Origin of the sequence: Rugamonas aquatica, from assembly GCF_009380215.1 — a bacterium.
Classification (GTDB): Bacteria; Pseudomonadota; Gammaproteobacteria; order Burkholderiales; family Burkholderiaceae_D; genus Rugamonas; species Rugamonas aquatica_B.
Genome location: NZ_WHUG01000020.1, coordinates 46,682 through 69,384 on the forward strand (window position 1 = coordinate 46,682; position 22,703 = coordinate 69,384).

The window sequence follows — 22,703 nt, forward strand, 5'->3', positions numbered from 1 at the left end:
AACCTCACCGGCGCTAACAGCTTCCTCATCATCAACAACTCGCCTTGGGCCAAGCCCTACCTGAATCTGCGCTTCGATGCAGCACTGACCGCGGCAACCACCAGCACGACGGTGCAGCATGGCGATATGGACGGCAACGGCTCCTGGGAGTGCACCAATTGCGACAACATACGTTTTGTGACCGCCGGCGTGGTCACGGCTGTTCCGGAACCTGAAACCTACGCCATGTTGCTGGGCGGCCTGGGCTTGGTAGGCGTCGCAGCCCGCCGCCGCGAGCGCAAGGCAGTCTGAACGCCGTACCGTTCCAACAAAAAAACCCGCCAGCACTGAACGCGACCTTGAGCGCGTCCAGGCTGGCGGTTTTTTTTATCGTTATTCCTCCGAATTCGCGCCCAGCGTAATGTGGACCGTCAACTCCCGCGCCGTGTTCGGGAAATACAGGTTGACGCCGAAGTCGGCGCGGTTCAGCTTGACCGTGGCTTCGAAGCCGGCCTCGCTTTCCTTCTTCATCGGATCGCGCTTGATCTTGTTGATCTTGCCGTCCAGGACCACCATCCTGGTCACGCCATGCACCGACAGGTTGCCGCTGATCTTCAGCGTATCCATCGGCCCCTTGACGATCCTGGTGCTCTGGAAGGTGATGTCGGGGTAAGTGGCCACATCGAGAAACTCCGCGGCCAGCAGGCGCTTGTCGAGCGCGGGCACGGCGGTGTGCAAGCCATCCACCGCCAGCTTCACCGTGACCGAGGACTTGCTCAAGTCTTCATCGAGCACCAGCTTGCCTTCTATCTTCTCGAAACGGGCCACCGGGTTGGTGTAGCCGTGGTGGTCCCAGCTGAAAATAACGGCGCTGTGGTTGGGATCGACCGTCAGCGTTTCCGCGCTGAAGGCAGGCAGGGTGAACAGCGAGAACAGCGGTAACAACAGGTATTTCATCGGGTACTCCTTCATGTGGGGGAGCAGCCACAATGCCGGCGCGGCGGCCGGAAGTCCTGAAATTGGTCTGAAATAGTTCTGAAACCACCTGAAAAGCCCGGCATGCAGGCGCGCTATAATCCAAGCCTGTCAAAAATACAAACATATCGGAGCGGGATGGAAACCATAACGGCAGCAAAGCTGGGCGTCGGAGCCTGGTGCGTCGACACCGCGTCGGGCGAGATCACACGCGATGGCGAGATGGTAAGGCTCGACCCGCGCACCTTGCGTTTGCTGCTGTGTCTGGCGGCCCGCCCCGGAGAGATCGTCAGCGCCGACGACCTGCTGAGCCAGGTGTGGCCGGGCGTGATCGTCACGCCCGATTCGGTGTACCAGGCCATCGCCTCGCTGCGCCGCGTGCTGGGTGACGATCCCAAGCAGGCCAGCTACATCGTCACCGTGCCGCGCCAGGGCTACAAGCTGGTGGCGGCGGTCGCGCCTGTGCATGAGCCGGAAAGCATCACGGCCCCGCCCGCCGCGCCGCTGGCGGAGGCCGCGCCGCGCTCCAACAACGCTTCGCGCAGCCGCTTCGCGTTTCTGGCGACGGCCTGTATTCCCGTGGTGATCGGCATCGTTTTCTGGCTGCACAACACGCTGGCGAACGAACCGCATGCCGCCGCGCAGGTGACGCCGTCGCCCAGGTCGATCGCCGTGCTGCCGTTCGCGGATCTGACCGAAGGAATGAAGAACGAGACCTTTGCCGACGGCATGACCGAAGAACTGATCGGCCGGTTCAGCAAGCTGCCGGGCTTCAAGGTGCCGGCGCCCAGCGCCTCTTTTTATTACAAGGACCACGAGGCCCCCGTGGCCGATGTTGCGGCCAAGCTGAACGTCGTCTACATCCTCGACGGCAGCGTGCGCAAATCAGGCAACACGCTGCGCGTGGCCGCCCGTCTGATAAAGGCCGATAACGGCTTCATCATCTGGTCGGAAACCTATGACAAGCCCGTCGACAATCTGCTGGCCGTGCAGGACGACATCGCCACCGCCGTCACCAAGGCGCTGACGGCGACCATCGCCAGCGGCGCCGGCGGCTAGGCCGGCAGCGCGCGCGGCGCCAGTCGCCGCGAGGCGAACTGAAACACGCGGCCCAGCGGCGTCTCCACCCAGCGGAAGAAGACGGCGCCTGCGACCAGGCTGGCGGACCACGCCAGCAGCATGCCCAGCCCCTGCCACAGCGGCGCGGCCGGCGCCAGGCGCGTGAACGCCGTGTTGACCAGCAGGCAGACCGGGAAGTGGATCAGGAACACCGAGTACGATATCTTGCCCAGGCCATTGACCGCCGACCAGGCGCGGCCGGTGGAAACCGTCTCGGCGCGGCCGAACAGGAACAGCAGGCAGGCGACCACCAGCGCCAGCGCCACGCGGCTGCGGAAATCCAGAAACAAGGCCACCGACACCGGCAGCAGCGCCATCGCCAGCAGTACGGCCACCGCGCCGGGTTTGCGGCAGCGGTCGCTCGCCCACCATGCCATCATGCCCAGGCCATAGCTGCCGAAGAAATATGGCGCCCAGTTATCCCAGTCGGCGTCGAGGTTGAAGTGCAGCAGCGACAATGTCAGGCCCAGCGCGGCCAGGCAAGGCATCAGCCACGGCCGCGAACGGCCGCCGGCCACGCGCCCGCCCACCCACAGCGCCAGCGCCATCAGCGCGTACAGCTGGAAGTCGATGGCGACATACCAGGCGCCGGCCGACAAGGATGGATAGCCCAGCACGCCATGCAGCAGCAGCGCGTGGGCGCTCAGCTGGCTCAGCGTGGCGGGGGCGGAAATCGAACCGTGGCTCATCCAGCCGGCGGCCAGCGACGATGCAACGGCGGCCAGCAGCGTGGCGGCGATGAACGGCGGCGCCAGCTTGACATAGCGGCGCCAGATCACGCCCAGCGGATAGTCCATGCCGGGCTGGCCCGACGGCGACAGCGATTTGGCGGCCAGGAAGCCGCCGATGACGAGGAAAACCTGAACGGCGATGCGCGCACTGCTCCCCAGCCAGTCTATCAACGCTGGCAACATTGGCCGCACGTGATCGGACATCGGTCCATAAAATGCCAGGTGATGCAGGACGATCAACTGCGCCGCACCGACCTTCAACAGATTAATCAAGCCAAACTGCGGCTGGACCGCGTCTTCCGCGCCAGCCTCTCCCCTTGCTACACCACTCATTCCCATCCCTAAACATGCGGCTAGTGCCGACCGGCCGTCATGATAGCCGAGCTTGGCCGCCAGATGGCGCCAGCTTGGTGACAAAGTGCGTATTTCCTTGAGGCACCAAAGCTGTATCATGCGGCCGGGAAATGATCAAAAAGGAAAAACAATGCTATTTATTTGGGGTAAACGAAGCTACGGCTCGGTGCAAAGCGTGGGTAACACGTCGGTCAAAACTGTGTTCGGCCATTTCTGGTATTTGCCGCTGTTTCCGATGGCGAGCTACTACGTCGAGAGCAAAAGCAAGGCCTGCTATAAACTCAACGGCTTCAACTGGCGCTCGGTCCTGTTCGGTTATCTGCGGGTATGGCTGCCGCTCGTCGCCGCGATCGCGCTGCTCATGACCTATGCGGGCGACGGCAGCCTGGTCGTTGGCGCCGTGGCGGCACTCAGCATCGCCGCCTTCGTCAGCACCTACATTTACGACAAGAAGTCGCGCGAGCAAGATGTCGCCAAGCTGCGCGAAATGATGCAGCGCCATTTTGGCGTGGCCATCGATCCCTACGCATGCCTGGACAACCTGCAAGCGGAAATCGACCAGAAATCCCAGGCCGGCACGACGGAGTCGCTGGAAGCCAACTGGTACAAGAGCGCCATCAAGGACGCCTTCGCCAGCAAGCAGACGCAGGAACTGGCGCTGCTGCGGGCGCGCTGCGACCAGCAAGACCAGTCGCTGCAACAGCAAGTGCTGGAGAAGGTCGCGCGCGCAGCCTGAGCCGCTAGTTCAGGCCGTACGCCGCATCGGCTGCATGGTTCCGTACATCAGCGTCCGCCACAGCCATTCCAGCGGACCGAAGCGATAGCGCCTCAACCACCAGGCGCTGAACGCCATCTGCGCGGCGTACACGGCGATGCCCAGCACCAGCACCGGCGCCGCACCGAGGCGTCCGAACTGGCCCAGGCCATAGCCGAAGAAGATCCATCCAAAGATCAGCGACTGCGCAATGTAGTTGGTGAAGGCCATCCGTCCGATGGCCGCGCAGCCTAGCAGCAGTTGGCGCGCTGACGAAAACTCCACCAGCGCGACGATCGCCGCCCCATAGCCTGCGGCCAGCAGCGTCTGGCCGACGCCGCCCAGCACATCGAGCACGCACAGCGCCCCGCCCACCGCCACGCCGATCACGGCCACCGTGATGAACAGGCGCTTGTGCCGCTGCGGCTGCCGCATCACGCCGCTGCGCCAGGCCAGCGCACCCAACAGGAACAAGGCCAGCGTGCGCGGGAAAATATAGAGGTGCAAAGGCAGCAGCGCAGGCAATTCATGCTGGCTGAATCGGACGATCTCGCTCATGCTGCCGGTCGCGTAGACCTGGCCGGCCAAGGCCACGTGCTGTTGCAGCCACGCGGCCTCGGGCCACGGTATGCCGACCGGCACCACGCCGATGAACAGATACAGCGCGTACATGGCGGCCGCGCCTACCGCCAGCGTCCAGGCCGGCGCGGCCAGCATCGGCAACACCAGCAAGCCGGCCAGCGCGTATTCGGTGAGGATGTCGCCGTTCCAGATCAGCAGCAGGTGCGCCAGCCCGAACACCAGCAGCACCAGCAAGCGCCGCGTGAGCCAGTAGAACGGCCGCCCTGTCCTGCCGAGGCGCTCGAACTGCACCGCCAACCCGACGCCGAACAGGAAGGAAAACAGCGCGAAGGCCTTCATCTCGAAGCCGACGTGGACGATGGCCTCGACCAGCCGGTCCCACATGCCCGCGCCTGGCTCGGGCGGCAGGAACTGCTGGAATATCGACACCCGGAACTCGGTCACGAGATTCACCGCCAGCACGCCAAACAGCGCGACGCCGCGCAGGATATCGATCGCGCCGATGCGCTCATCCGAATTTTGCCGCTCACCCATGCCATGCCTTGCTTAACCAGAGATGGCGCAGATAGTATCGATGGGTTTCCTAAAAGGCAAATCTTTGTGGCGGGCCGACGCTACTCCAGCACGGCGCCGCGCGCGCTGATGCGCAGGCGTTCGGGGTCGGCGCCCAGCACCAGCTTGAGGTTCTCGCGGGCGGCCGCGCGCAGATTGGCTTGCTGCGTCGGTTGCGGCGTCTGCTGCAGCGATTTCTGCGCCAGCGCCATGAAGGTGCCGACCATCGCGCTTTGCTCGTACAGATTGCGCAGCGACGCGGCGCTCTGCTGCTTGAAGCTGCCTGCCAATCGCGGATGGTTGCGCATCTGCCTGGCGACTGCGGCGAACTCCTCGTCCGCCACTTCGGTGTCGCGCATGGCCATGTAGTTGCCGACCACGAAAGCCGCGATCGCGCCACCGACATCGTTGCGCGACCAGCCCATCTTGGCCTCAATCTTCTGGTAGACCTCCATGCTGTCCTGGTAGGCCTGCGCCATCGGCGCGCGCTGCGCCGCAGGGAAGCGCTGCGCCAACTCCTGGGCGTTGCGCTGCACGGCGGGCGGCGCCTCGGCGCGCAGCGGCGCGGGGGCGGACGCCGGGGCCGATTTCTTGTCGCCGGGCGTGGCGGCGTCGATCATGTTCAGGTTGTGTATCGTCGCCAGCTGGATGAAATTGGACATCGGCACGCCGTAGGTCGCGTAGTCCTGTCCCAACCATTGGGCCTGCGCCGGCCAGGCCGTCAGCAGCAAAGCCGCCGACGCCGCACCGGCCAGCAGGCGGCGCGCAGCGGTGAAGTCGTGTGTATTCATGCAGTCCTCCTCTCGGATCGATGCATGAATATTATCAAGTGAACACCGAGCGCAGCGCCCGGTACGCGCTTAGCGGCGGAACCTTTTCGGCTGCCGTTTGCGGGCGGCGGAGTTTTGATCCTGCAGCATCGCGTCCACGCGCTCGGACGCCAGGCGCGACAGCTGCTGCGCCAGCACCGTGTCCGGGAAGTAGTCGGGCTGGCGGTAGGCCAGCCAGGCGTAGGCCGAATACAGGCGGCACGCATCCTCCACCTCCTGCAGCGACAGGTAGTGCAGCGGCGCCTGCTCCAGCTTCAGGTGCGTGATCTTCTTGGCCGCCAGCGAGGTGGCCCAGTGCTCCCACGCGCGCTGCAACGACGGCACCTTGGACGAGATCGGCACCAGCGACAGCGCGAACTTCTCGGCCACCGTCAGCGCCAGCGTGTCCAGCCAGGCGGCGCGTTCGAACTGGTCTTCGGTGATGCGCGGGTAGAAGAAGCCGTCCGGCACATCGATATTGTGGACGAAACGCTTGAGCAGCTTGGCCAGCGCATGCTCGTTGGTGACGGACGAAATCCGGTGCAGATGTTCCAGCGTCGGCGCCACGGCGAAGCCGGTGGTCTTCAGCGGCACCGGCTTTTCCGCCATCAGCGAGCGCATCACGTTGTGCGTCTCATTGTCGTAGCCGGCCACCAGGCCTTCCTCGTGCACGCCGAAGCGCCCCGCCCGGCCGGCGATCTGGCGCGCCAGCGCGGCCGGGATTTCTTCCTCTTCATAGCCGTTGTACTTGACCGAGGTGGTCATGACGATGCGGGCGATCGGCATGTTCAGTCCCATCGCGATTGCATCCGTGCCCACCACCACATCGGCGGCGCCGTCGCGGAAACGCTGGGCCTGCGCGCGCCGCACTTCCGGCGACAGATTGCCGTAGACGGTGGCCACCGACAGGCCCAGCTCCGTCACCATGTCGCGCCACATCAGCACCTCGCGGCGCGAGAAGCAGATCACCGCATCGCCACGGCGCAGATTGCTCAGCTTGCGCACGGCGGTCGGCTCCATCGACAGCGGGCCTTTGCGCTTGAGCACATGCACTTCAAGCTCGCACTCCAGCCGCGCAGCCAGCACCTCGATGGCGCGGCGCGCTTCCGGTGCGCCCACCAAGTAGACGACGTGGGCCGGCGCGCCGCACACGGCGGCGGTCCAGGCGGAGCCGCGGTCGCGGTCGGCCAGCATCTGGATTTCATCGATCACGGCGACATCGACCGGCGTGCGCGTGTCCAGCATTTCCACCGTGCTGGCCACGTGGGTGGCGCCCGCCACCAGGCGACGTTCCTCGCCCGTCACCAGGCTGACGGCCAGCGGCTTGCCGTGCGCCTCCATGCCCTGCAGGCGCTCGTAGTTTTCCAGCGCCAGCAGACGCAAGGGCGCCAGGTAGACGCCGCTTGGCGCCTTGGCCAGCGCTTCGATCGCCTGGTGGGTCTTGCCGGAATTGGTCGGGCCCAGCAGCGCGATGAACTTGCGCTTGATGCGCCGCGCCACCTCGAACGAGGCCGGGTATTCGGCCAGGTTGATGCTCTGGCGGGTGCGTTCGGCGTGCTGCTCCTCCATGTCGCGCTCGACCGCGTGCTCCAGGCGCTGGCGGATGCGGTCGAAAACGATGCCGGCCGGCTCGGAAATGAGCATCTCCGCCAGCGCGCCCAGGAAGGGTTGGGCGTCGAGACCGCAATCGTCGCAGGCATCGGCCATTTCCTGTACGAAGGCTTGCACGTAGCCGCGCAGCTCGGCGGCGACGGCGTCGCTGGCGCGCTCCATCAGCAGCTGGGAGCGCACACCCGGATCCATCTTGCGCCACTTGGACGACTTGGCCAGCACGCCCTGCGCCGGCACCAGGTCGTAGGGCACTTCCAGGCCAGCATACTTGACCACGCCGCGCAGCCGCAGGAAGACGCGGCCTTCCTGTCGCGCCAGCACCACACCTTTGTCGGCCAGGCCGAGGCGGCGCATCAAGTCGTCATCTTCGCCCTGATCGCTGTCGGGGGCGGTAGAGTGCGGCGCGGGGGAGGAAGTCATGGATGGGTACTCGGATGGATGGGCTGGAATTTTAGCAGATCGTTTGCCCGCACTGCGGCGCTCCGCAACATGCCTCGGGCGCTTCCGGCCCGCGTTCGGACAAGGATTACGTCGTCACCGTGCTGCTGTGCTTTTCCTGGGTTTCCTGGGCGTGCACCGCTTTTACGTCGGTAAAATCGGCACCGGCATTCTGATGCTGCTGACTTTCGGCGGTTTCGGCATCTGGGCGCTGATCGACTTTATTATGGTCGTGCTGGGCAGCTTCACCGATAGCGACGGCCTGAAAATCACCAATCGCTGATACTCCTCTCTTCGGCAGGATTTTGTTTTTCCTGCCGATTTCTGGCACCATAGTCCGGTTTACACCGCCGCCGTGCCAGAAATCTCCCCGCCATGCCCTATTCCATCGCCGCAGCCGTTCACAGCGAATTGCTGATTAAAAAAAGCCGCTTTATTGCCTGCGTTCAGCCGATGACCGACCGTAGTGCCGCGCAAAAAGTGGTGGCGGAATTGTGGGCGCAACATCCGGGCGCCGCCCACGTTTGCTGGGCATTATTAGCCGGCGGCCAATCTGCGGCTGTGGATGATGGAGAACCCAGCGGCACCGCCGGCCGTCCCATGCTCGATGTATTACGCCACCAGGATTTGGAAGGCGTATTGGCGACCGTGGTTCGTTATTTCGGCGGCGTTAAATTGGGGGCAGGCGGATTGGTGCGGGCTTATACCGACAGCGTGGCCCAGGCATTATTAAAGTCCGAAAAAATCGCGATTATCAAATTGCATTATCTGACCTGCACCGCACCCTATGCGATGGAAGGCATGGTGCGGCGTGAAATTGAAATGGCCGGCGCCCATCTCGATAACGTCACCCATTCCGACGAGGTGAGGTTCGAATTCAGCCTGGCCGACAGCGCCGCCGCGCAATTAATCAGCCGATTGAATGAGGCCGGCCACGGCCGCATTCAATGGATCGCTCCCGACGACGAATAAGCCGTTCCACAGCCTTCGCCGCCGTTCGTCCTTCACAAGCTGTTTTTTGGTATATTCGCGCCAATATTTGGCACGGCTTCACTATGAGCACCGATCCAGGTGGCTTTGTGCCACAGCGTTTCGAGCGGTCCCTGCTTGTGACGGCGCAGCCACCAGGCGCTGAACTGCCTTTGTAGCAGCGCCAGTACCAGCCCGATAGCCAGCGCGAAACTGGCGCCGGTATATTGGTACATGCCGAGGCCGAAACCATAATATATCGACGTGCCGACGATGGATTGCACCACATAACTGGTCAAGCTCATGCGCCCTAATGGCGAGAATATGCCCAGCCAATTGCCGGAATAAGACAACAGCGTAAAACCGGACACCAGCACCGCCATGAAAGCCACATTGGACCACGAGGTCACAATCACCAATAACGGCCGGCGCAGCGCAGCGCCGATATGCCAGGCTTCAGGCCATGTTTTCAGCAGATACAGCGGAATAAACGCCAGCACCGCTATCGCCAGTGTTTTACGCCAGAATAGGCGATGGGAATCGGATGGAATAAACAGCGATTTTCTACCGGCCAGCATACCGAGCATGAACAAACCGGGGATTTGGAATATCCGTCCATTTTCCCAACTCCACAGGATCACGCCGATTTTCCCGTTGGTTAAATTCCCGTACCAGACATCCCATGCGGAACCATGCGCCATATATTTTTCAGCGCGGCCGAAATACGCCCAGGATGCGGGATCGGCCAGTTTCTCGTCTGGCGCCGGCAGCGCCTGGAAAAACTCTATCCACGCATGCGGTTGCAGCAATAAGAATATGGCGATGGTGAATACCACGCCGCTGCGCAGCCGGGCCACCGGTATCAGCGCCAGGCCCAATACAGCGTAAATGCTGAGGATATCGCCGTGATAAAACATGGAATTAAACAGGCCGAATCCCAGCAATAACACCATGCGCCAGGCAAAGCGGGCGCGGAAATCTTCGCCGCGCTGCTCCCGCCTGTGGTCCTGCAAATAGAACGTCAAGCCGAACAGCAGCGCGAAGATCGCGTAGGACTTGCCGCCGAACAGGAAGAACAGGCTGTCCCAGATCATCTTGTCCACCGCCATCAGCCAGGCCGGCAATCCAGACGGGACAAAGTAGAAATCAAAGTGTTCGATATTGTGCAGAAGCATGATCGAGACGATGGCGAAGCCACGCAATGCATCGATCGCATCCAGACGGGAAGAGTTGGCGTTCATGATGTTCCATCAACCTTGACAAAAGTGAATAGAGTGCCAAGTATAAATGGAAACGTTACCAATGCTATGGATTTTTAGCGGCGGCGCAGTATTTGGCCACCATCGCGACCATGTCCTCGAACTCGATGGGCTTGGAAATGAAGTCGTCGACGCCGGCGGCGCGGCATTCGTCGCGCTCCGCTTCCAGCACATTGGCCGTCAGCGCCAGGATGGGCAGGCTGGTGTGGCCCTGCGCGCGCAGCAGGCGGGTGGCTTCGTTGCCGTCCATGACCGGCATTTGCATATCCATCAGCACCGCATCATAGGGCGGGCCATCCGCCACCCGGTCCACGCCTTCGCGGCCGTTGCCGGCCACATCGACGTGGGCGCCCTCCAGTTCCAGCAGCGCGGAGGCGACTTGCTGGTTGAGCGGATTGTCCTCCACCAGCAGCAGCCTCAGTCCCGCCAGCCGCTGCACCGGCGGCGCGGCGGCCTCCGGCGCCGACGCGGCCGCCGACAGCGCCGTCCTGCCGCCGCCCTGCACCGGCGCCATCCCGCGCAGCGCCTCGTACACCATGGCCGGCGTCAGCGGCTTCATCAGCACCAAGTCCAGTACCCCGGCCTGCTCCCGCATGCGCTGGTGCAGCGCGTGCGAACGTTCGACATTGGCCAGCGCGACGAAGGCCGCGCCCGTGTCTGCGCGCAGCCGCAGCATCGCATCCCAGTCGTCCACGCCGTCGAGCAGCACCAGTTCATACGCCGCCCCGGGGCGCGCCAGCTGCTGCGCTGCCGCCGCCATGTCGGCCACGCAATCGGCCTGGCCGCCCAGGCCCTCTATCATCGCTTGCAACAGCTGGCGCGATTGCTCGCCCGCGCTGACCAGCAAGACCCGCACCGGCAAGGCCGCGCGCGCCGGCCCCTGCGCGCTGCGGCCGTAGGTGATCGCGAACGCGAACGTGCTGCCGACGCCGGGCGTGCTCTCCACCCGCAGTTCGCCGCCCATCAGGCGCACCAGCCGCTGGCTGATCGCCAGGCCGAGGCCGGTGCCGCCGAAGCGCCGCGTGGTCGAGCTCTCCGCCTGCGTGAAGGAATCGAAGATGCTGCTCTGCTGCTCCGGGGCGATGCCGATGCCGGTGTCGCGCACCGAGAAGTGCAGCCGCACCTGGAGCGCGTCGGCATACTGCAGCTTGACGCCCACCACCACCGAACCGCGCTCGGTGAACTTGATGGCGTTGCCGGCCAGGTTGACCAGCACCTGGTTGAGCCGCAGCTCGTCGCCCACCACGTCCAGCGGCAGCGCGGGATCGAGATCGAACAGCACCTCGACCGGCTTGCCCTGCACGCTGGTGCCGAGTATCAGCGCCAGGTTGCGCAGCATCTGCTCCAGGTTGAACGGCACCTGCTCCAGCACCAGCTTGCCCGTTTCGACCTTGGAGAAATCCAGGATGTCGTTGAGGATGCCCAGCAGCGAATGCGCCGCCGCATAAGTCTTGTCGACATAGTCGCGTTGCTGCGCGCTCAGCGCCGTCAGCCGCAGCAAGTGCTGCATGCCGAGGATGCCGTTCATCGGCGTGCGGATCTCGTGGCTCATGGTGGCCAGGAACTGGCTTTTCACGCGCGTCGCGGTCTCGGCGCGGTTGCGCTCGACCAGCACCGCATCGCGTTCGCGCAACAGCTCCTCGGTGCGCTCGCGCACGCGCGCCTCCAGCGTCTCGCGGCCTTGCATTATCACCTGCGACATGTGGTTGAACGCGCGCGTGGCCTGGGCGATCTCGTCGTCGCCCACCACCTCCAGCTGGCCGCCCAGCTGGCCGGCCGCGATCATCTGCGCACCGTGCGTGAACTGGGCGATCTGGCGTATCAGATAGCGCCCCAGCAGCAGCGAGAACAAGGCCACCAGCGCCATCTCCAGCGCGGCCAGCGACAGGCTCCAGCGCCGCGCCTCGGCCAGCGTCTGCTCCAGGCTGGCGACATCGAGGCCGATACGCACGCTGCCGTAATTGACGCCGCCCACCGTCACCGGACTGGCGACGGCGAACATGCCGTCGCTGGCCTCGTCCAGCGTGGCGTGCGGCACGAAGGGCCGGTCCAGCGCCGCCTGCTGCCCGGCCTCGGCCAGCACGCGCTGCTCGGCGTCGAGCACCTGCGCATACAAGGTGCCCTCGGTGCCGCTGAGCTGGCGCGCGAACGACTGCAAGCTCTCCAGGTCGTGGCCGATGACGGCGTCGCGCGACATGGCGGCGAAAGTCTCGGCCGTCACGCGCGCGTGGCGCAGCACCTGCTGCTCGTTGGACTCGCGCAGGAAATGCAGCACGCTGAACACCAGCACGCCCAGCAGCAGCGCCTCGATCAGCGCGATGCCGAGGATGGTCTTGGCGCGAAAACTCAATGCCACACGCATGCTATTCCTGTATCCGGGCGTCCGCCGGCGAAATGCCCAGGCGGCGCACATCGTCCCAATCCTGGTCCTGCGCCGCTTCGAAGCCGTCGAAGCCGATCTCGGCGAGCAGCTTGAGCTGCGCCGGTTCCAGGCTGACCTGCATCATCGCCGCCAGCACGCGGCTGCGCACCGCCGGATCCAGCTGCGGCCGCGTGGCGATCGCGTGCGAGGTGTAGGGTTGGCTGGTCCACACCACGCGCAGTTCGCGCGAGATGGCGGGGTCCAGCAAGTCCAGCGTGCGCGGCACGCCGCCGCCGGCCGGATACAGGCCCTTGACCACGCCGCGATACACCGAATTGTGCGACTTGACGAAAGCCGCCTTGAACGGCAGGTGCTGGCGCTGCATCTCGGCCTGCACCAGCAGCGTCGCGCCGAACGCGGCCGGCGTCGGGAAGGCCAGCGTGGCGCCGGCCAGGTCTTTCATCTCGCGTACCGGACTGTCCTTGCGCACCACCAGCACGCCCCGGATGCGCTCGCCCTTGGCGCGCGCCAGCGCGCGGTAGCCGGGCTTGGCGTGATAGATCACGAAATGGTAGGGGTTCATGTAGGCGAAATCGTATTCGCCGGCCGCCAGCCGGCGCTCGAAGGTCGGCACGTCGGGTGCCGTTGCAAAGCTGAGCTTGATGCCGGATTTTTCGGACAGGGCCGCCAGCACCGGGCTCCAGTTGGCCGCCAGTTGCGACGCCGATTCCTGCGGCACCACGCCGAAGGTATAGCTGGTCTGCTGCGCGCAGGCCGCCCCGGCCGAAGCCAGCAGCAACAGGGCGGCGTACAGGCGGCGTAATGGATGAGCCATGAGTCACCTTGGTTCGCGAGAAGACAGGAGCTTCGATCATAGCATAACGCCAACTGTTTAAACGGCATTTGTTGCCTCAAGGTAAATCTTCATGTATATTAACGAAAATTGAAATATTGCATGACGGGCCGCCCAATCCCCGCGGCCGCCATCTCCCTCCAGGCCGATTCCCGCCTGCGCGTCCTTGCGCCCTGCAGCGGCACGCGCTTCTACCTTGAGCAACGACAACCACATGAACATGCGAAAAAATATCAAAGTAAGCACCCGGCTGGCCATCGGCTTCGGCGCCATCCTGCTGATGCTGGTCATAGGCAGCGTGAACAGCCTCATCAGCCTCGGCCAGCTCAACGCCGGCACCGATGTCATCGTCACCGAGAACTACACCAAGGTCCAGCAAGCCCAGGCCATCATGAACCACAGTAACAAGATCGCCCGCTCGCTGCGCAACGCGCTGCTGATCCACGACGAAGCCAAGTCCGCCAAGGAAATGGCGGTGGTCCTCGAAAAACGCAAGGAAGTCGAGACCGCCATGCAAAAGCTGGACGGCATGGTCAGGTCGGAAGCCGGCCGCGCGCTGTACACGCGCATGAAGGAGACGCGCACGCCCTACGAGGCGGCGGTGGACGAGGTGATGCGCAAGCGCAGCGGCGGCGACATCGAAGGCGCCGTCGACTACATGCTGGGCACCACGCGCGACCTGCAACTGGCCTATATGAACAGCATCGACGCGCTGGTCGCGCACCAGAGCGACGCCATGGAAAAAGGCCGGCTGAAGGCGGACGCCACCTACGTCCAGTCGCGCAACACCGCCATCGTGCTGGGCCTGCTGTCGCTGGCCATCGGTGTGGCGGCGGCCGCGCTGATTTCGCGCCAGCTGCTGCGCCAATTGGGCGGCGAGCCGGACTACGTGGCCGGCATCGCCGGGCAGATCGCGGCCGGCGACCTGGCGGTGGACATAGCCGTGCGCGAGGGCGACCAGCGCAGCCTGCTGTTCGGCATCCGGACCATGCGCGACAGCCTGGCCGAGATCGTCGGCCAGGTGCGCGGCGGCGCCGATTCCATCGTCACGGCGGCCACCGAAATCGCGGCCGGCAACCAGGACCTGTCCTCGCGCACCGAACAGCAGGCCGGCTCGCTGGAAGAAACCGCGTCGTCGATGGAAGAGCTGACCGCCACCGTCAAGCAAAACACCGACAGCGCGCGCCAGGCCAACCTGCTGGCCGCCAACGCCTCGCAGATCGCGGTCGAGGGCGGCGTGGTGGTGGCCAAGGTGGTGCACACCATGGGCGAGATCAACGACTCGGCGCGCAAGATCGTCGACATCATTTCCGTCATCGACGGCATCGCCTTCCAGACCAACATCCTGGCCTTGAACGCGGCGGTGGAAGCGGCGCGCGCCGGCGAACAGGGCCGCGGCTTCGCCGTGGTCGCCACCGAAGTACGCACGCTGGCGCAACGCTCGGCGGCTGCGGCCAAGGAAATCAAGACGCTGATCGACGATTCGGTGAGCAAGGTCGCCGCCGGCACCGAGCTGGTCGGCGAAGCCGGCGCGACGATGGAAGACATCGTCTCCGCCGTCAAGTCGGTGACGGAGATCATGGGCGAGATCAGCATCGCCAGCCACGAGCAGGAAGCCGGCATCGAGCAGATCAACCAGGCCATCGCCGAGATGGACACGGTCACGCAGCAGAACGCCGCGCTGGTCGAAGAGGCCGCCGCAGCGGCTGAAGCGCAGCAGGACCAGGCGCATCAGCTGGTGCAGCTGGTGGGCGTATTCAAGCTGGCGAGCGGACGCCGCGCCGCAACAGTCGGCAGCCTGGCCAAGCGCCAGCGCCCGCAGCTGGCGTTGGCTGCCTAGCCAAACCGCGCTACAATTTATCGATGAGCCAACTACCCATCGAACAGCTGGAGCCTTCGGGCTTCAGCGATTTCCTCCTCTACCTCAACGATCACCTGTCCGACAACGGCCGCGGCGACACCGCCTACTTCCAGCCGCTGCCGCGCGACGAGTCGCGCTTCCCCAACGACAAGGCCGAAGCCTTCCAGACCGGCATGCGCACCCCGCTCGGCATGCCCGGCTGGCGCCGCGTATGGGTGGCGCGCGATGCCCATGGCCGCATCGCCGGCCACATCGACCTGCGCGCTCATCCCGAGCGCCATGCAGCCCACCGCTGCTTGCTCGGCATGGGCGTCGACCGCGACTTCCGCAAGCACGGCCTGGGCCAGCGCCTGATCGCCCACGCGGGCCACTGGGCGCGCGACGCGGCCGGCCTGGCCTGGATCGACCTGCAAGTGCTATCGGTGAATACACCCGCGATCAGCCTCTATCAGCGCAGCGGCTACGTCCGCACCGGCGAAATCCCCGACATGTTCCTCATCGACGGCCAGCACTTCGCCTATACCAGCATGAGCAAGCGCCTTGACAACCAACAATGAGAATGATTATCATTCAAATATTTAACTGAGAAGCCCGCCCTCGCCAGCCATACTCTCTCGACTCATTGGGATAGCGATGGAAAAGCACAAGTTGGAACGACTGGCGATCACGGTAGCACTGGGCCTGGCCTGGCCCGCAGCGGCGCAGGCGCAGATAGCGGCAGCCGAAGCGGCACCCACGGCGGTCCTGCCGCAGATTGAAATCCGCGGCCAGGGCCTGGGCAGCACCACCGAGGGCACCGGCTCCTACACCACCGGCAAGGCCAGGACCGCCCTGCCCCTGAACATGGCGCTGCGCGACACGCCGCAATCGATCTCGGTCGTCACCCAGCAGCGCATCGAAGACCAGAACCTGGTCACCGTCACCGACGTGGTCAACAACGTCACCGGCGTCTCCGTCAACCAATACGAAACCAACCGCGCCGGCTTCACCGCGCGCGGCTTCGACATCGACAACCTGCAGATCGACGGCGTGCCGACCACTTGGGACCAGCCTTGGAGCTCGGGCGAAGTGGTGGGCAGCCTGGCCACCTACGACCGCGTCGAGGTGGTGCGCGGCGCCACCGGCCTGATGACCGGCGCCGGCAATCCCTCCGCCGCCATCAACCTGGTGCGCAAGCGCGCCAGCAGCAAGGAACTGACCGGCTTGGCCGAAATGGGCATAGGCAGCTGGAGCGAGCGCCGCGCCATGGCCGACATCTCCACGCCGCTGAACCAGGCCGGCAGCGTGCGCGCGCGCGTGGTCGGCGAGTACCAGGCCGGCGACAACTGGGCCAGCCTGATGACCAAGAAAAGCCATACGCTGTATGGCACGGTTGAGGCGGACCTGGGTGCCAAGACCTTGCTGTCGGCCGGCTACAGCCGCCAGAAGAACGATCCCAAGGGACCGATGTGGGGCGGCCTGCCCTACTGGTACACCGACGGTAGCAAGACCAACTGGGATGTCTCGAAAACCTCGGCCGCCAGCTGGACCCGCTGGGGCACCGAGTACGACAATTTCTTCGCCAACCTCGATCATGAATTCGACAACGGCTGGAAGCTGCGCGCCACCTACAGCCACGGCGACCGCAAGGCCGATTCCGCGCTGCTGTACCTGTCCGGCATCCCCGACCGCATCACCGGCCTCGGCATGGGCGCGTTTGCCGGCGCCTACCACACGCAGACCAGGCAGGACGACTTCGGCCTGCACGCCAACGGCCCGTTCACGCTGGGCGGCCGCAAGCATGAGGCGGCGTTCGGCTACATCGATTCGAAACAGCAATTCAACACCGACAGCTACGACGCCGATTTCGGCCCCGGCGGCACGCCGGCCGTGGGCAACTTCAACACCTGGAACGGCAGCTATCCGGAACCGAAATGGAGCGCCGCCCAGTTCTACGAAAGCAGCGTCACCAGGCAGCAAGCCTTGTACGGCGTGGCGCGCTTCTCGCTGGCCGATCCGCTCAAGCTGATCGTCGGCGCCCGCCTGACCGACTACGACAAGACCGGCCACGGCCGCTACACTCCCGCGTACGAGCTCAAGCACGATCGCGAAGTCACGCCGTATGCCGGCCTGGTCTACGACATCGGCGACAACTACTCGGCCTACGCCAGCTACACCAGCATCTTCCAGCCGCAGAACCTGAAGGACTACGGCGGCAAGATGCTGGACCCGGTCGAGGGCAAGAGCGCCGAGGCCGGCGTCAAGGGCGAGTTCTTCGACGGCCGCCTGAACGCCTCGCTGGCGGTGTTCCAGATCAAGCAGAACAAGCTGGGCCAGGAAGGCGGCATGGTCGACCGCGACGGCGACGGACCGCTGGCGCCGGAAGCCTGGTACCGCGCGTCCACCGGCGCCACCAGCCGGGGCATCGAGTTCGACCTGGCCGGCCAGCTGGCCAAGGGCTGGAACGCCAATATCGGCTACACCCGCTTCCACGCCGAGGACGCGGCCGGCGTCGACGTCAACAGCGTCTATCCGCGCCAGCTGCTGCGCCTGTTCACCACCTGGCAGTTGCCGGGCGAGTGGAAGGCGCTGACCGTCGGCGGCGGCGTCAACTGGGAAGGCCGCAGCTACACGGCCGATCCCAAGGCGCCGGCCAACAGCAGCGGCCGCATCGAACAGCCGTCCTACAGCCTGGTCAACCTGATGGCGCGCTACGACATCAACCAGCAATGGTCGGCGCAGTTCAACCTCAACAACGCGTTCGACAAGCGCCACTTCGGCATGTTCGCCGCCTACGCCGCCATCACCTACGCCGCACCGCGCAGCGCGGCGCTGTCGCTGAAGTACCGCTTCTAGGCCCGCCGCAACGTCATCCCCGCGAAAGCGGGGAACCATGCTGAAGGTGCGCATACGTTCTATGGGTCCCCGCTTTCGCGGGGACGACGACGGGCGAGGTGTCCGTTTCCGGACGGTGTTGAACGGAGACGGGCAGGCGCGCCCTGCCGCCCCGGGCGGCGGCCGCGCGCCAGAGCCTTGATTTGACTGGCTTTGCGGCCGTTCCGCGCATGTGGCACGGCAATTGCAATAAAGAGCACATCTTCAGCTCTTTATTGCATCCCCATGGACCAGGCGCTCAACCCTTCGATCATCTCCGGCCGCCGGCGCAAGACCGTCATGGTGCTGGCCGCCGTGCTGGCCACGCTGTGCGCGGCCGCCTGGGGCATCAACCGCGTGGTCAGCCCCAGCGTCAACGCCGACAGCCTGCTGATCGCGGAAGTCCGCAGCGGCAATATCGCCAACACCATCAACGCTTCCGGCATCGTCATCCCGGTGCACGAGGAACTGGTGTCCAGCCCGATCCAGACCCACGTCGCCAAGGTCCACGCCAAGCTCGGCCAGCAGGTCAAGGCCGGAGAACTGTTGCTGGAGCTGGACAACCGCACCATCGTGCTGGCCATCGACGGCCTGCGCGAGCAAGTGGCGCAGCAGGAAAACCGCATCCTGGCGCTGACGCTGGAGATGGACCAGAAACGCAAGCAACTGCTCAGCTCCATCGAGCTGCTGGAACTGGACCTGCAAGCCACCCGCGTCAAGCTGGGCCGCTACCAGACGCTGCGCAAGGCCGGCGGCGTCTCGGCCGAAGACTTGCTGACCGCCGAACTGAACGTCCAGCGCAACGAGATCCAGCTGCGCCAGCAGCACGAGCAGATCGAGGACAGCAAGCGCGTCACCTCCTCCGGCATCGAAGGCGCGCGGCTGCAAAAGAACATCCTGCAAAAGCAGCTGCAACAGCAACAGGAACTGCTGGCCCAGACCCAGGTGCGCGCCCCGTTCGCCGGCATGCTGACCTGGCTGCTGGCCGACGAAGGCGCCAGCCTGGCCACCGGCCAGCTGGTGGCCAAGGTCTCCGAGCTGAGCAACTACAAGGTCGAAGCCTCGCTGTCCGACTTCCACGCCCGCGCGCTCAACGCCGGCCAGGCCGTGCGCGTCGAGCAGGGCAATGTGCGGCTGGACGGCGTGGTGCAGACCATCCTGCCGGAAATCCAGAACGGCACCGTCAAGCTGCTGGTGACGCTGGACCAGCCCAACCACGCCATGCTGCGCAACAAGTTGCGGGTCGAGGTCAACATCGTCACCGAGCAAAAGAAAAACACCCTGCTGGCCGACTACGGCCCCGCCTTCAACGGCCGCGGCCCGCAAGACATCTTTGTCGTGCGCGACGGCGTCGCTCGCAAGACCACACTCAACATCGGCGCCAGCGATGGCAAGGCCGTGGAAATCCTGGCCGGCGTCCGCGCCGGCGACCGCCTCATCATTTCAGACACCAGCCGCTACAAGGATCGCGACAGCATCCGCGTGGCGCAATAAACCCGCATCGAAAGGACCATCATGATACGCCTGAGCAAAGTCAGCAAAACCTACCAGACCGACAAAGTCGAAACCCTGGCCCTGAAGGACATCGACCTGCACGTCGAAAAATCCGAGTTCGTCTGCATCATGGGCCCCAGCGGCTGCGGCAAGAGCACGCTGCTGAACCTGATCGGCCTGCTGGACCGGCCAGGCAGCGGCGCCATCCACGTGGGCGGCGCGCCGGTCGCCTCGTACAAGGACAAGCACGTCGCCAAGCTGCGCAACAACACCTTCGGCTTCATCTTCCAGAGCTTCCACCTGATTAACGACCTGCGCGTGATCGACAACGTCGAGCTGCCGCTGCTGTACCGCGACCTGTCGGCCAAGAAGCGCCAGCGGCTGGCGCGCGAGGCGCTGGAAAAAGTCGGCCTCGGCGCGCGCATGGACCACTATCCGAACCAGCTGTCGGGCGGCCAGCAGCAGCGCGTGGCGATCGCCCGCGCCATCGTCGGCCAGCCGCAGGTGCTGCTGGCCGACGAGCCGACCGGCAACCTGGACAGCAAGATGGGCCAGGAAGTGATGGACATCCTGCTCAAGCTCAACAGCGAAGGCACGACCGTGGTGATGGTCACCCACGACGAGCAGGAAGCCAGGCGCGCCGGCCGCATCGTGCGCGTGTTCGACGGCCAGCTGGTCGCATAAGGGGCCGTCATGTTCAGAAACTATCTGCTGACCGCATGGAAGGTCTTCATGCGCCGCAAGCTGTTCACCGCCATCAACCTGCTGTGCATCGTGCTGACGCTGGTGCTGCTGCTGGTGGTCACGGCGCTGCTGCAGAACGCCTTCTACCCGACCGGCGTCGAAGGCAAGAGCGAGCGCTTCGTGCAAGCCGTGATGATCGAGGCCCGCCATACCGGCGCCAACCACGTGCGCCGCAGCCCGCTGGGCTTCAAGCTGATCGAGAAATACATCAAGCCGCTGCCGGGCGTGGAGGCGGTCTCGGCCGCCACCGCGCCGGAAACCGTGTCGGTCTACCAGGAAGGCCGCGTCAGCGAACTGCTGATGCGCCGCACCGATGCCGAATACTGGAAGATCCTCGACTTCAAGGTGCTGCAGGGCCGCGTGCCCGACCAGGCCGACGTCGACCAGGGCCGCTTCGTCGCCGTGGTCAACGCCAGCACCGCGCGCAAGCTGTTCCCCGGCCAGCCGGCGCTGGACCAGAAGATCAGCATCGGCGGCCAGTACTTCACCATCATCGGCGTGGTGGCGGACGCGATGCACGTGAACGCCTTCGCCGACATCTGGGCGCCCGTCACCACCTTCCCGTCCACCGAATACCGCAACCAGATCTTCGGCAACTTCACCATGATGGTGCTGGCCTACAAGGCTTCCGACCTGCCGCGCATCCAGCAGGAGATCGAGCGCGTCGCCAAGACCGTGGTGTTCGACGATCCCAAGGAATTCAACGTCGCCCGCCTGTGGGGCGACAGCAAGCTCGACCTGTTCGCCCGCATCCTGCTGCAGCGCGACGGCGCCGACTCCGGCGCCACCACGCTGCTGACCGTGATCGGCGTGCTGATGCTGCTGTTCATGATGCTGCCGGCGCTGAACCTGATCAACCTGAACACCGGGCGCATCCTCGAACGCAGCAGCGAGATCGGCGTGCGCAAGGCCTTCGGCGCCACCAGCGCCCACCTGGTGCGCCAGCTGGTGCTGGAGAATGTGCTGCTGTGCCTGGCCGGCGGACTGATCGGCCTGGCCTGCGCGCGCGTGGTGCTGTGGTGGCTGGAAGGCTCGGGCCTGATCCCCTATCTGCAGGTGGAATTGAACCTGGCCGTGTTCGGCATGGGCTTGCTGCTGGCGACCGTGTTCGGCCTGCTGTCCGGCGTGCTGCCGGCCTGGAAGATGTCCCGCCTCGACCCCGTCCACGCCCTGAAAGGAGCCGCATGATGCTGCGCCACTTATTGAAATTGATCTGGAAGCGCAAGTCGCGCAATATGATGCTGTCGCTGGAAATCCTGCTGGCCTTCGTGGTGGTGTTCGCCATTGCCGCCTTCGCGCTGCGCAGCTGGCAGCTGTACCAGCTGCCGACCGGCTTCCAATACCAGGACGTCTGGTCGGCCGTGATCAACACCCGCGATCCGGCCGCGCTGGGCGCCGATCCCCAGCTGTACGACAAGCTGCGCCAGAGCCTGAAGGCGCTGCCCGAAATCGAGCAAGTGAGCTTCACCAGCTTCCCGGTGTACGAATCGTCGACCTGGACCAGCGACTTCGTCCTGCCCGAAGGCAAGCGCCAGTTCGAGACCCACCTGTATGAGATGAGCGATGAATTCCCCGCCGTGGCCGGCATGTCGCTGGTCGAGGGCCGCTGGTTTTCGCGCGCCGACGACGGCGCCGCCGCGCGGCCGGTCATCATCAACCGCCGCCTGGCGCAGCATCTGTTCCCCGGCAAGTCGGCGCTGGGCCAGGTGTTCAGCGAAAGCGTGGGAGATTCCAAGAAGCAGGCCAAGCAGTACCGCATCGCCGGCGTGATCGAAGAGTTCCGCAACCAGGGCGAGTTCCAGTCGCCGAGCAATTTCATGCTGCTGCGCTTCGAACCGGGCGTCAGCGAAGGCGGCACGCCGACCATCCAGATCAAGGTCCGGCCGGGCACGCCGCGCACCTTCGAAGCGGCGCTCAACCGCCAGCTCAAGCTGGTGCGCAACGACTGGAGCTACACCATTTCGCCCAGTGCCGACATGCGCACCTCGATGCTCAAGACGCAGACCATTCCGCTGACGATACTGGCGGTGATCGCCGCCTTCCTGCTGGTGATGGTGGCCTTCGGCCTGTTCGGCGTGCTGTGGCAAAACACCACCCAGCGCATCCCGGAGATCGGCCTGCGCCGCGCCATCGGCGCCGACTCCGGCCACATCTACAGCCAGATCATCGCCGAACAGATGCTGCTCAGCTCGGGCGCCATCGTCATCGCCCTGCTGCTGCTGGTGCAGCTGCCGCTGACCGGCGTGCTGGGCGAGAGCCTGAACTGGACGGTGTTTGCGATGGCGACCACGCTATCGGCCGGCGTGATCTATCTGCTATCCTTGCTCTGTTCGCTCTATCCGGGCTGGCGCGCCGCGCGCCTGAGCCCGACCCAGGCGCTGCACTATGAATAAGGCTGTTTGAT

General features: G+C 64.9%; 19 protein-coding genes and 1 pseudogene. 12 read left to right on the plus strand and 8 right to left on the minus strand.

Translation table 11 applies throughout. The annotated features are described in order from the left end of the window. Nucleotides 1–189: 189 nt before the first annotated feature. Nucleotides 190–291, plus strand: a pseudogene (locus tag GEV02_RS33865) (FxDxF family PEP-CTERM protein); the annotation flags it as partial. 81 nt (nt 292–372) lie between these two features. On the opposite strand, the gene GEV02_RS30035 reads toward GEV02_RS33865, so the two are convergent. Beyond that, complete coding sequence (locus GEV02_RS30035; RefSeq protein WP_152841477.1) at nt 373–936, minus strand: YceI family protein; 564 nt, start codon at nt 934–936, stop codon at nt 373–375. Nucleotides 937–1,092: 156 nt separating this feature from the next. Here GEV02_RS30035 and GEV02_RS30040 point away from each other — a divergent pair, with 156 nt between their 5' ends. Beyond that, the gene (locus GEV02_RS30040; RefSeq protein ID WP_152841478.1) at nt 1,093–2,013 is read left to right on the plus strand and encodes a winged helix-turn-helix domain-containing protein; all 921 of its coding nucleotides are present in this window, start codon (nt 1,093–1,095) and stop codon (nt 2,011–2,013) included. Here the strand turns inward: GEV02_RS30040 and GEV02_RS30045 are convergent. Further along, a complete protein-coding gene (locus tag GEV02_RS30045) occupies nt 2,010–3,137 on the minus strand; it encodes an acyltransferase family protein (protein WP_152841479.1) in 1,128 nt (375 codons plus the stop codon). The two genes, GEV02_RS30040 and GEV02_RS30045, sit on opposite strands and share 4 nt — an antisense overlap. Nucleotides 3,138–3,288: 151 nt before the next feature. Here GEV02_RS30045 and GEV02_RS30050 point away from each other — a divergent pair, with 151 nt between their 5' ends. Then, nucleotides 3,289–3,894 carry a hypothetical protein gene (locus GEV02_RS30050; protein ID WP_152841480.1) on the plus strand — a complete coding sequence of 202 codons (606 nt, stop codon included), beginning with the start codon at nt 3,289–3,291 and terminating at the stop codon, nt 3,892–3,894. 9 nt (nt 3,895–3,903) lie between these two features. Here the strand turns inward: GEV02_RS30050 and GEV02_RS30055 are convergent, their stop codons facing one another. The 3 genes from GEV02_RS30055 to GEV02_RS30065 all read right to left on the minus strand — a co-directional run bounded on the left by GEV02_RS30055 (nt 3,904) and on the right by GEV02_RS30065 (nt 7,886). Further along, complete coding sequence (locus GEV02_RS30055; protein ID WP_152841481.1) at nt 3,904–5,028, minus strand: DUF418 domain-containing protein; 1,125 nt, start codon at nt 5,026–5,028, stop codon at nt 3,904–3,906. 80 nt (nt 5,029–5,108) lie between these two features. Next, complete coding sequence (locus tag GEV02_RS30060; protein ID WP_152841482.1) at nt 5,109–5,837, minus strand: DUF6683 family protein; 729 nt, start codon at nt 5,835–5,837, stop codon at nt 5,109–5,111. Nucleotides 5,838–5,906: 69 nt separating this feature from the next. Continuing rightward, nucleotides 5,907–7,886 (minus strand): helicase-related protein, encoded by a 1,980-nt coding sequence (locus tag GEV02_RS30065; protein WP_152841483.1) that lies wholly within the window; start codon nt 7,884–7,886, stop codon nt 5,907–5,909. Between GEV02_RS30065 and GEV02_RS30070 the strand changes: the two genes are divergently transcribed. Together GEV02_RS30070 and GEV02_RS30075 are read left to right on the plus strand one after the other, a co-directional pair. Beyond that, nucleotides 7,885–8,187: a TM2 domain-containing protein gene (locus GEV02_RS30070; protein ID WP_235923062.1), complete on the plus strand. Its 303-nt coding sequence runs from the start codon at nt 7,885–7,887 to the stop codon at nt 8,185–8,187. The genes GEV02_RS30065 and GEV02_RS30070 overlap by 2 nt on opposite strands. 92 nt (nt 8,188–8,279) lie before the next feature. Beyond that, the gene (locus GEV02_RS30075) at nt 8,280–8,876 is read left to right on the plus strand and encodes an IMPACT family protein (protein WP_152841484.1); all 597 of its coding nucleotides are present in this window, start codon (nt 8,280–8,282) and stop codon (nt 8,874–8,876) included. A gap of 32 nt (nt 8,877–8,908) precedes the next feature. On the opposite strand, the gene GEV02_RS30080 is transcribed toward GEV02_RS30075, so the two are convergent. From GEV02_RS30080 to GEV02_RS30090, 3 genes are all read right to left on the minus strand, one after another. Next, nucleotides 8,909–10,114: a DUF418 domain-containing protein gene (locus GEV02_RS30080; RefSeq protein WP_152841485.1), complete on the minus strand. Its 1,206-nt coding sequence runs from the start codon at nt 10,112–10,114 to the stop codon at nt 8,909–8,911. A 64-nt stretch (nt 10,115–10,178) separates the two neighbouring features. Continuing rightward, a complete protein-coding gene (locus tag GEV02_RS30085; protein ID WP_152841486.1) occupies nt 10,179–12,494 on the minus strand; it encodes a hybrid sensor histidine kinase/response regulator in 2,316 nt (771 codons plus the stop codon). A gap of 1 nt (nt 12,495) precedes the next feature. Next, nucleotides 12,496–13,329: a phosphate/phosphite/phosphonate ABC transporter substrate-binding protein gene (locus GEV02_RS30090; RefSeq protein WP_152841487.1), complete on the minus strand. Its 834-nt coding sequence runs from the start codon at nt 13,327–13,329 to the stop codon at nt 12,496–12,498. A 232-nt stretch (nt 13,330–13,561) separates the two neighbouring features. On the opposite strand from GEV02_RS30090, the gene GEV02_RS30095 reads away from it, so the two are divergent. From GEV02_RS30095 to GEV02_RS30125, 7 genes are all read left to right on the plus strand, one after another. Continuing rightward, nucleotides 13,562–15,187: a methyl-accepting chemotaxis protein gene (locus tag GEV02_RS30095; RefSeq protein ID WP_152841488.1), complete on the plus strand. Its 1,626-nt coding sequence runs from the start codon at nt 13,562–13,564 to the stop codon at nt 15,185–15,187. A 23-nt stretch (nt 15,188–15,210) separates the two neighbouring features. Further along, nucleotides 15,211–15,765: a GNAT family N-acetyltransferase gene (locus GEV02_RS30100; RefSeq protein ID WP_152841489.1), complete on the plus strand. Its 555-nt coding sequence runs from the start codon at nt 15,211–15,213 to the stop codon at nt 15,763–15,765. 76 nt (nt 15,766–15,841) lie between these two features. Continuing rightward, nucleotides 15,842–18,043, plus strand: coding sequence for a TonB-dependent siderophore receptor (locus GEV02_RS30105; RefSeq protein ID WP_152841490.1), 2,202 nt, complete (start codon nt 15,842–15,844; stop codon nt 18,041–18,043). A gap of 264 nt (nt 18,044–18,307) precedes the next feature. Further along, complete coding sequence (locus GEV02_RS30110) at nt 18,308–19,555, plus strand: efflux RND transporter periplasmic adaptor subunit (protein ID WP_152841491.1); 1,248 nt, start codon at nt 18,308–18,310, stop codon at nt 19,553–19,555. Between the two features lie 21 nt (nt 19,556–19,576). Beyond that, entirely contained in the window at nt 19,577–20,239 is a 663-nt protein-coding gene (locus tag GEV02_RS30115) for an ABC transporter ATP-binding protein (RefSeq protein WP_152841492.1), read from the plus strand. 9 nt (nt 20,240–20,248) lie between these two features. After that, complete coding sequence (locus tag GEV02_RS30120) at nt 20,249–21,487, plus strand: ABC transporter permease (RefSeq protein WP_152841493.1); 1,239 nt, start codon at nt 20,249–20,251, stop codon at nt 21,485–21,487. Next, on the plus strand, nt 21,484–22,692 hold the full coding sequence (locus GEV02_RS30125) for an ABC transporter permease (protein ID WP_235923070.1): 1,209 nt from the start codon (nt 21,484–21,486) through the stop codon (nt 22,690–22,692). The genes GEV02_RS30120 and GEV02_RS30125 overlap by 4 nt, the downstream gene beginning before the upstream one ends. The last annotated feature ends 11 nt before the right edge of the window (nt 22,693–22,703 follow it).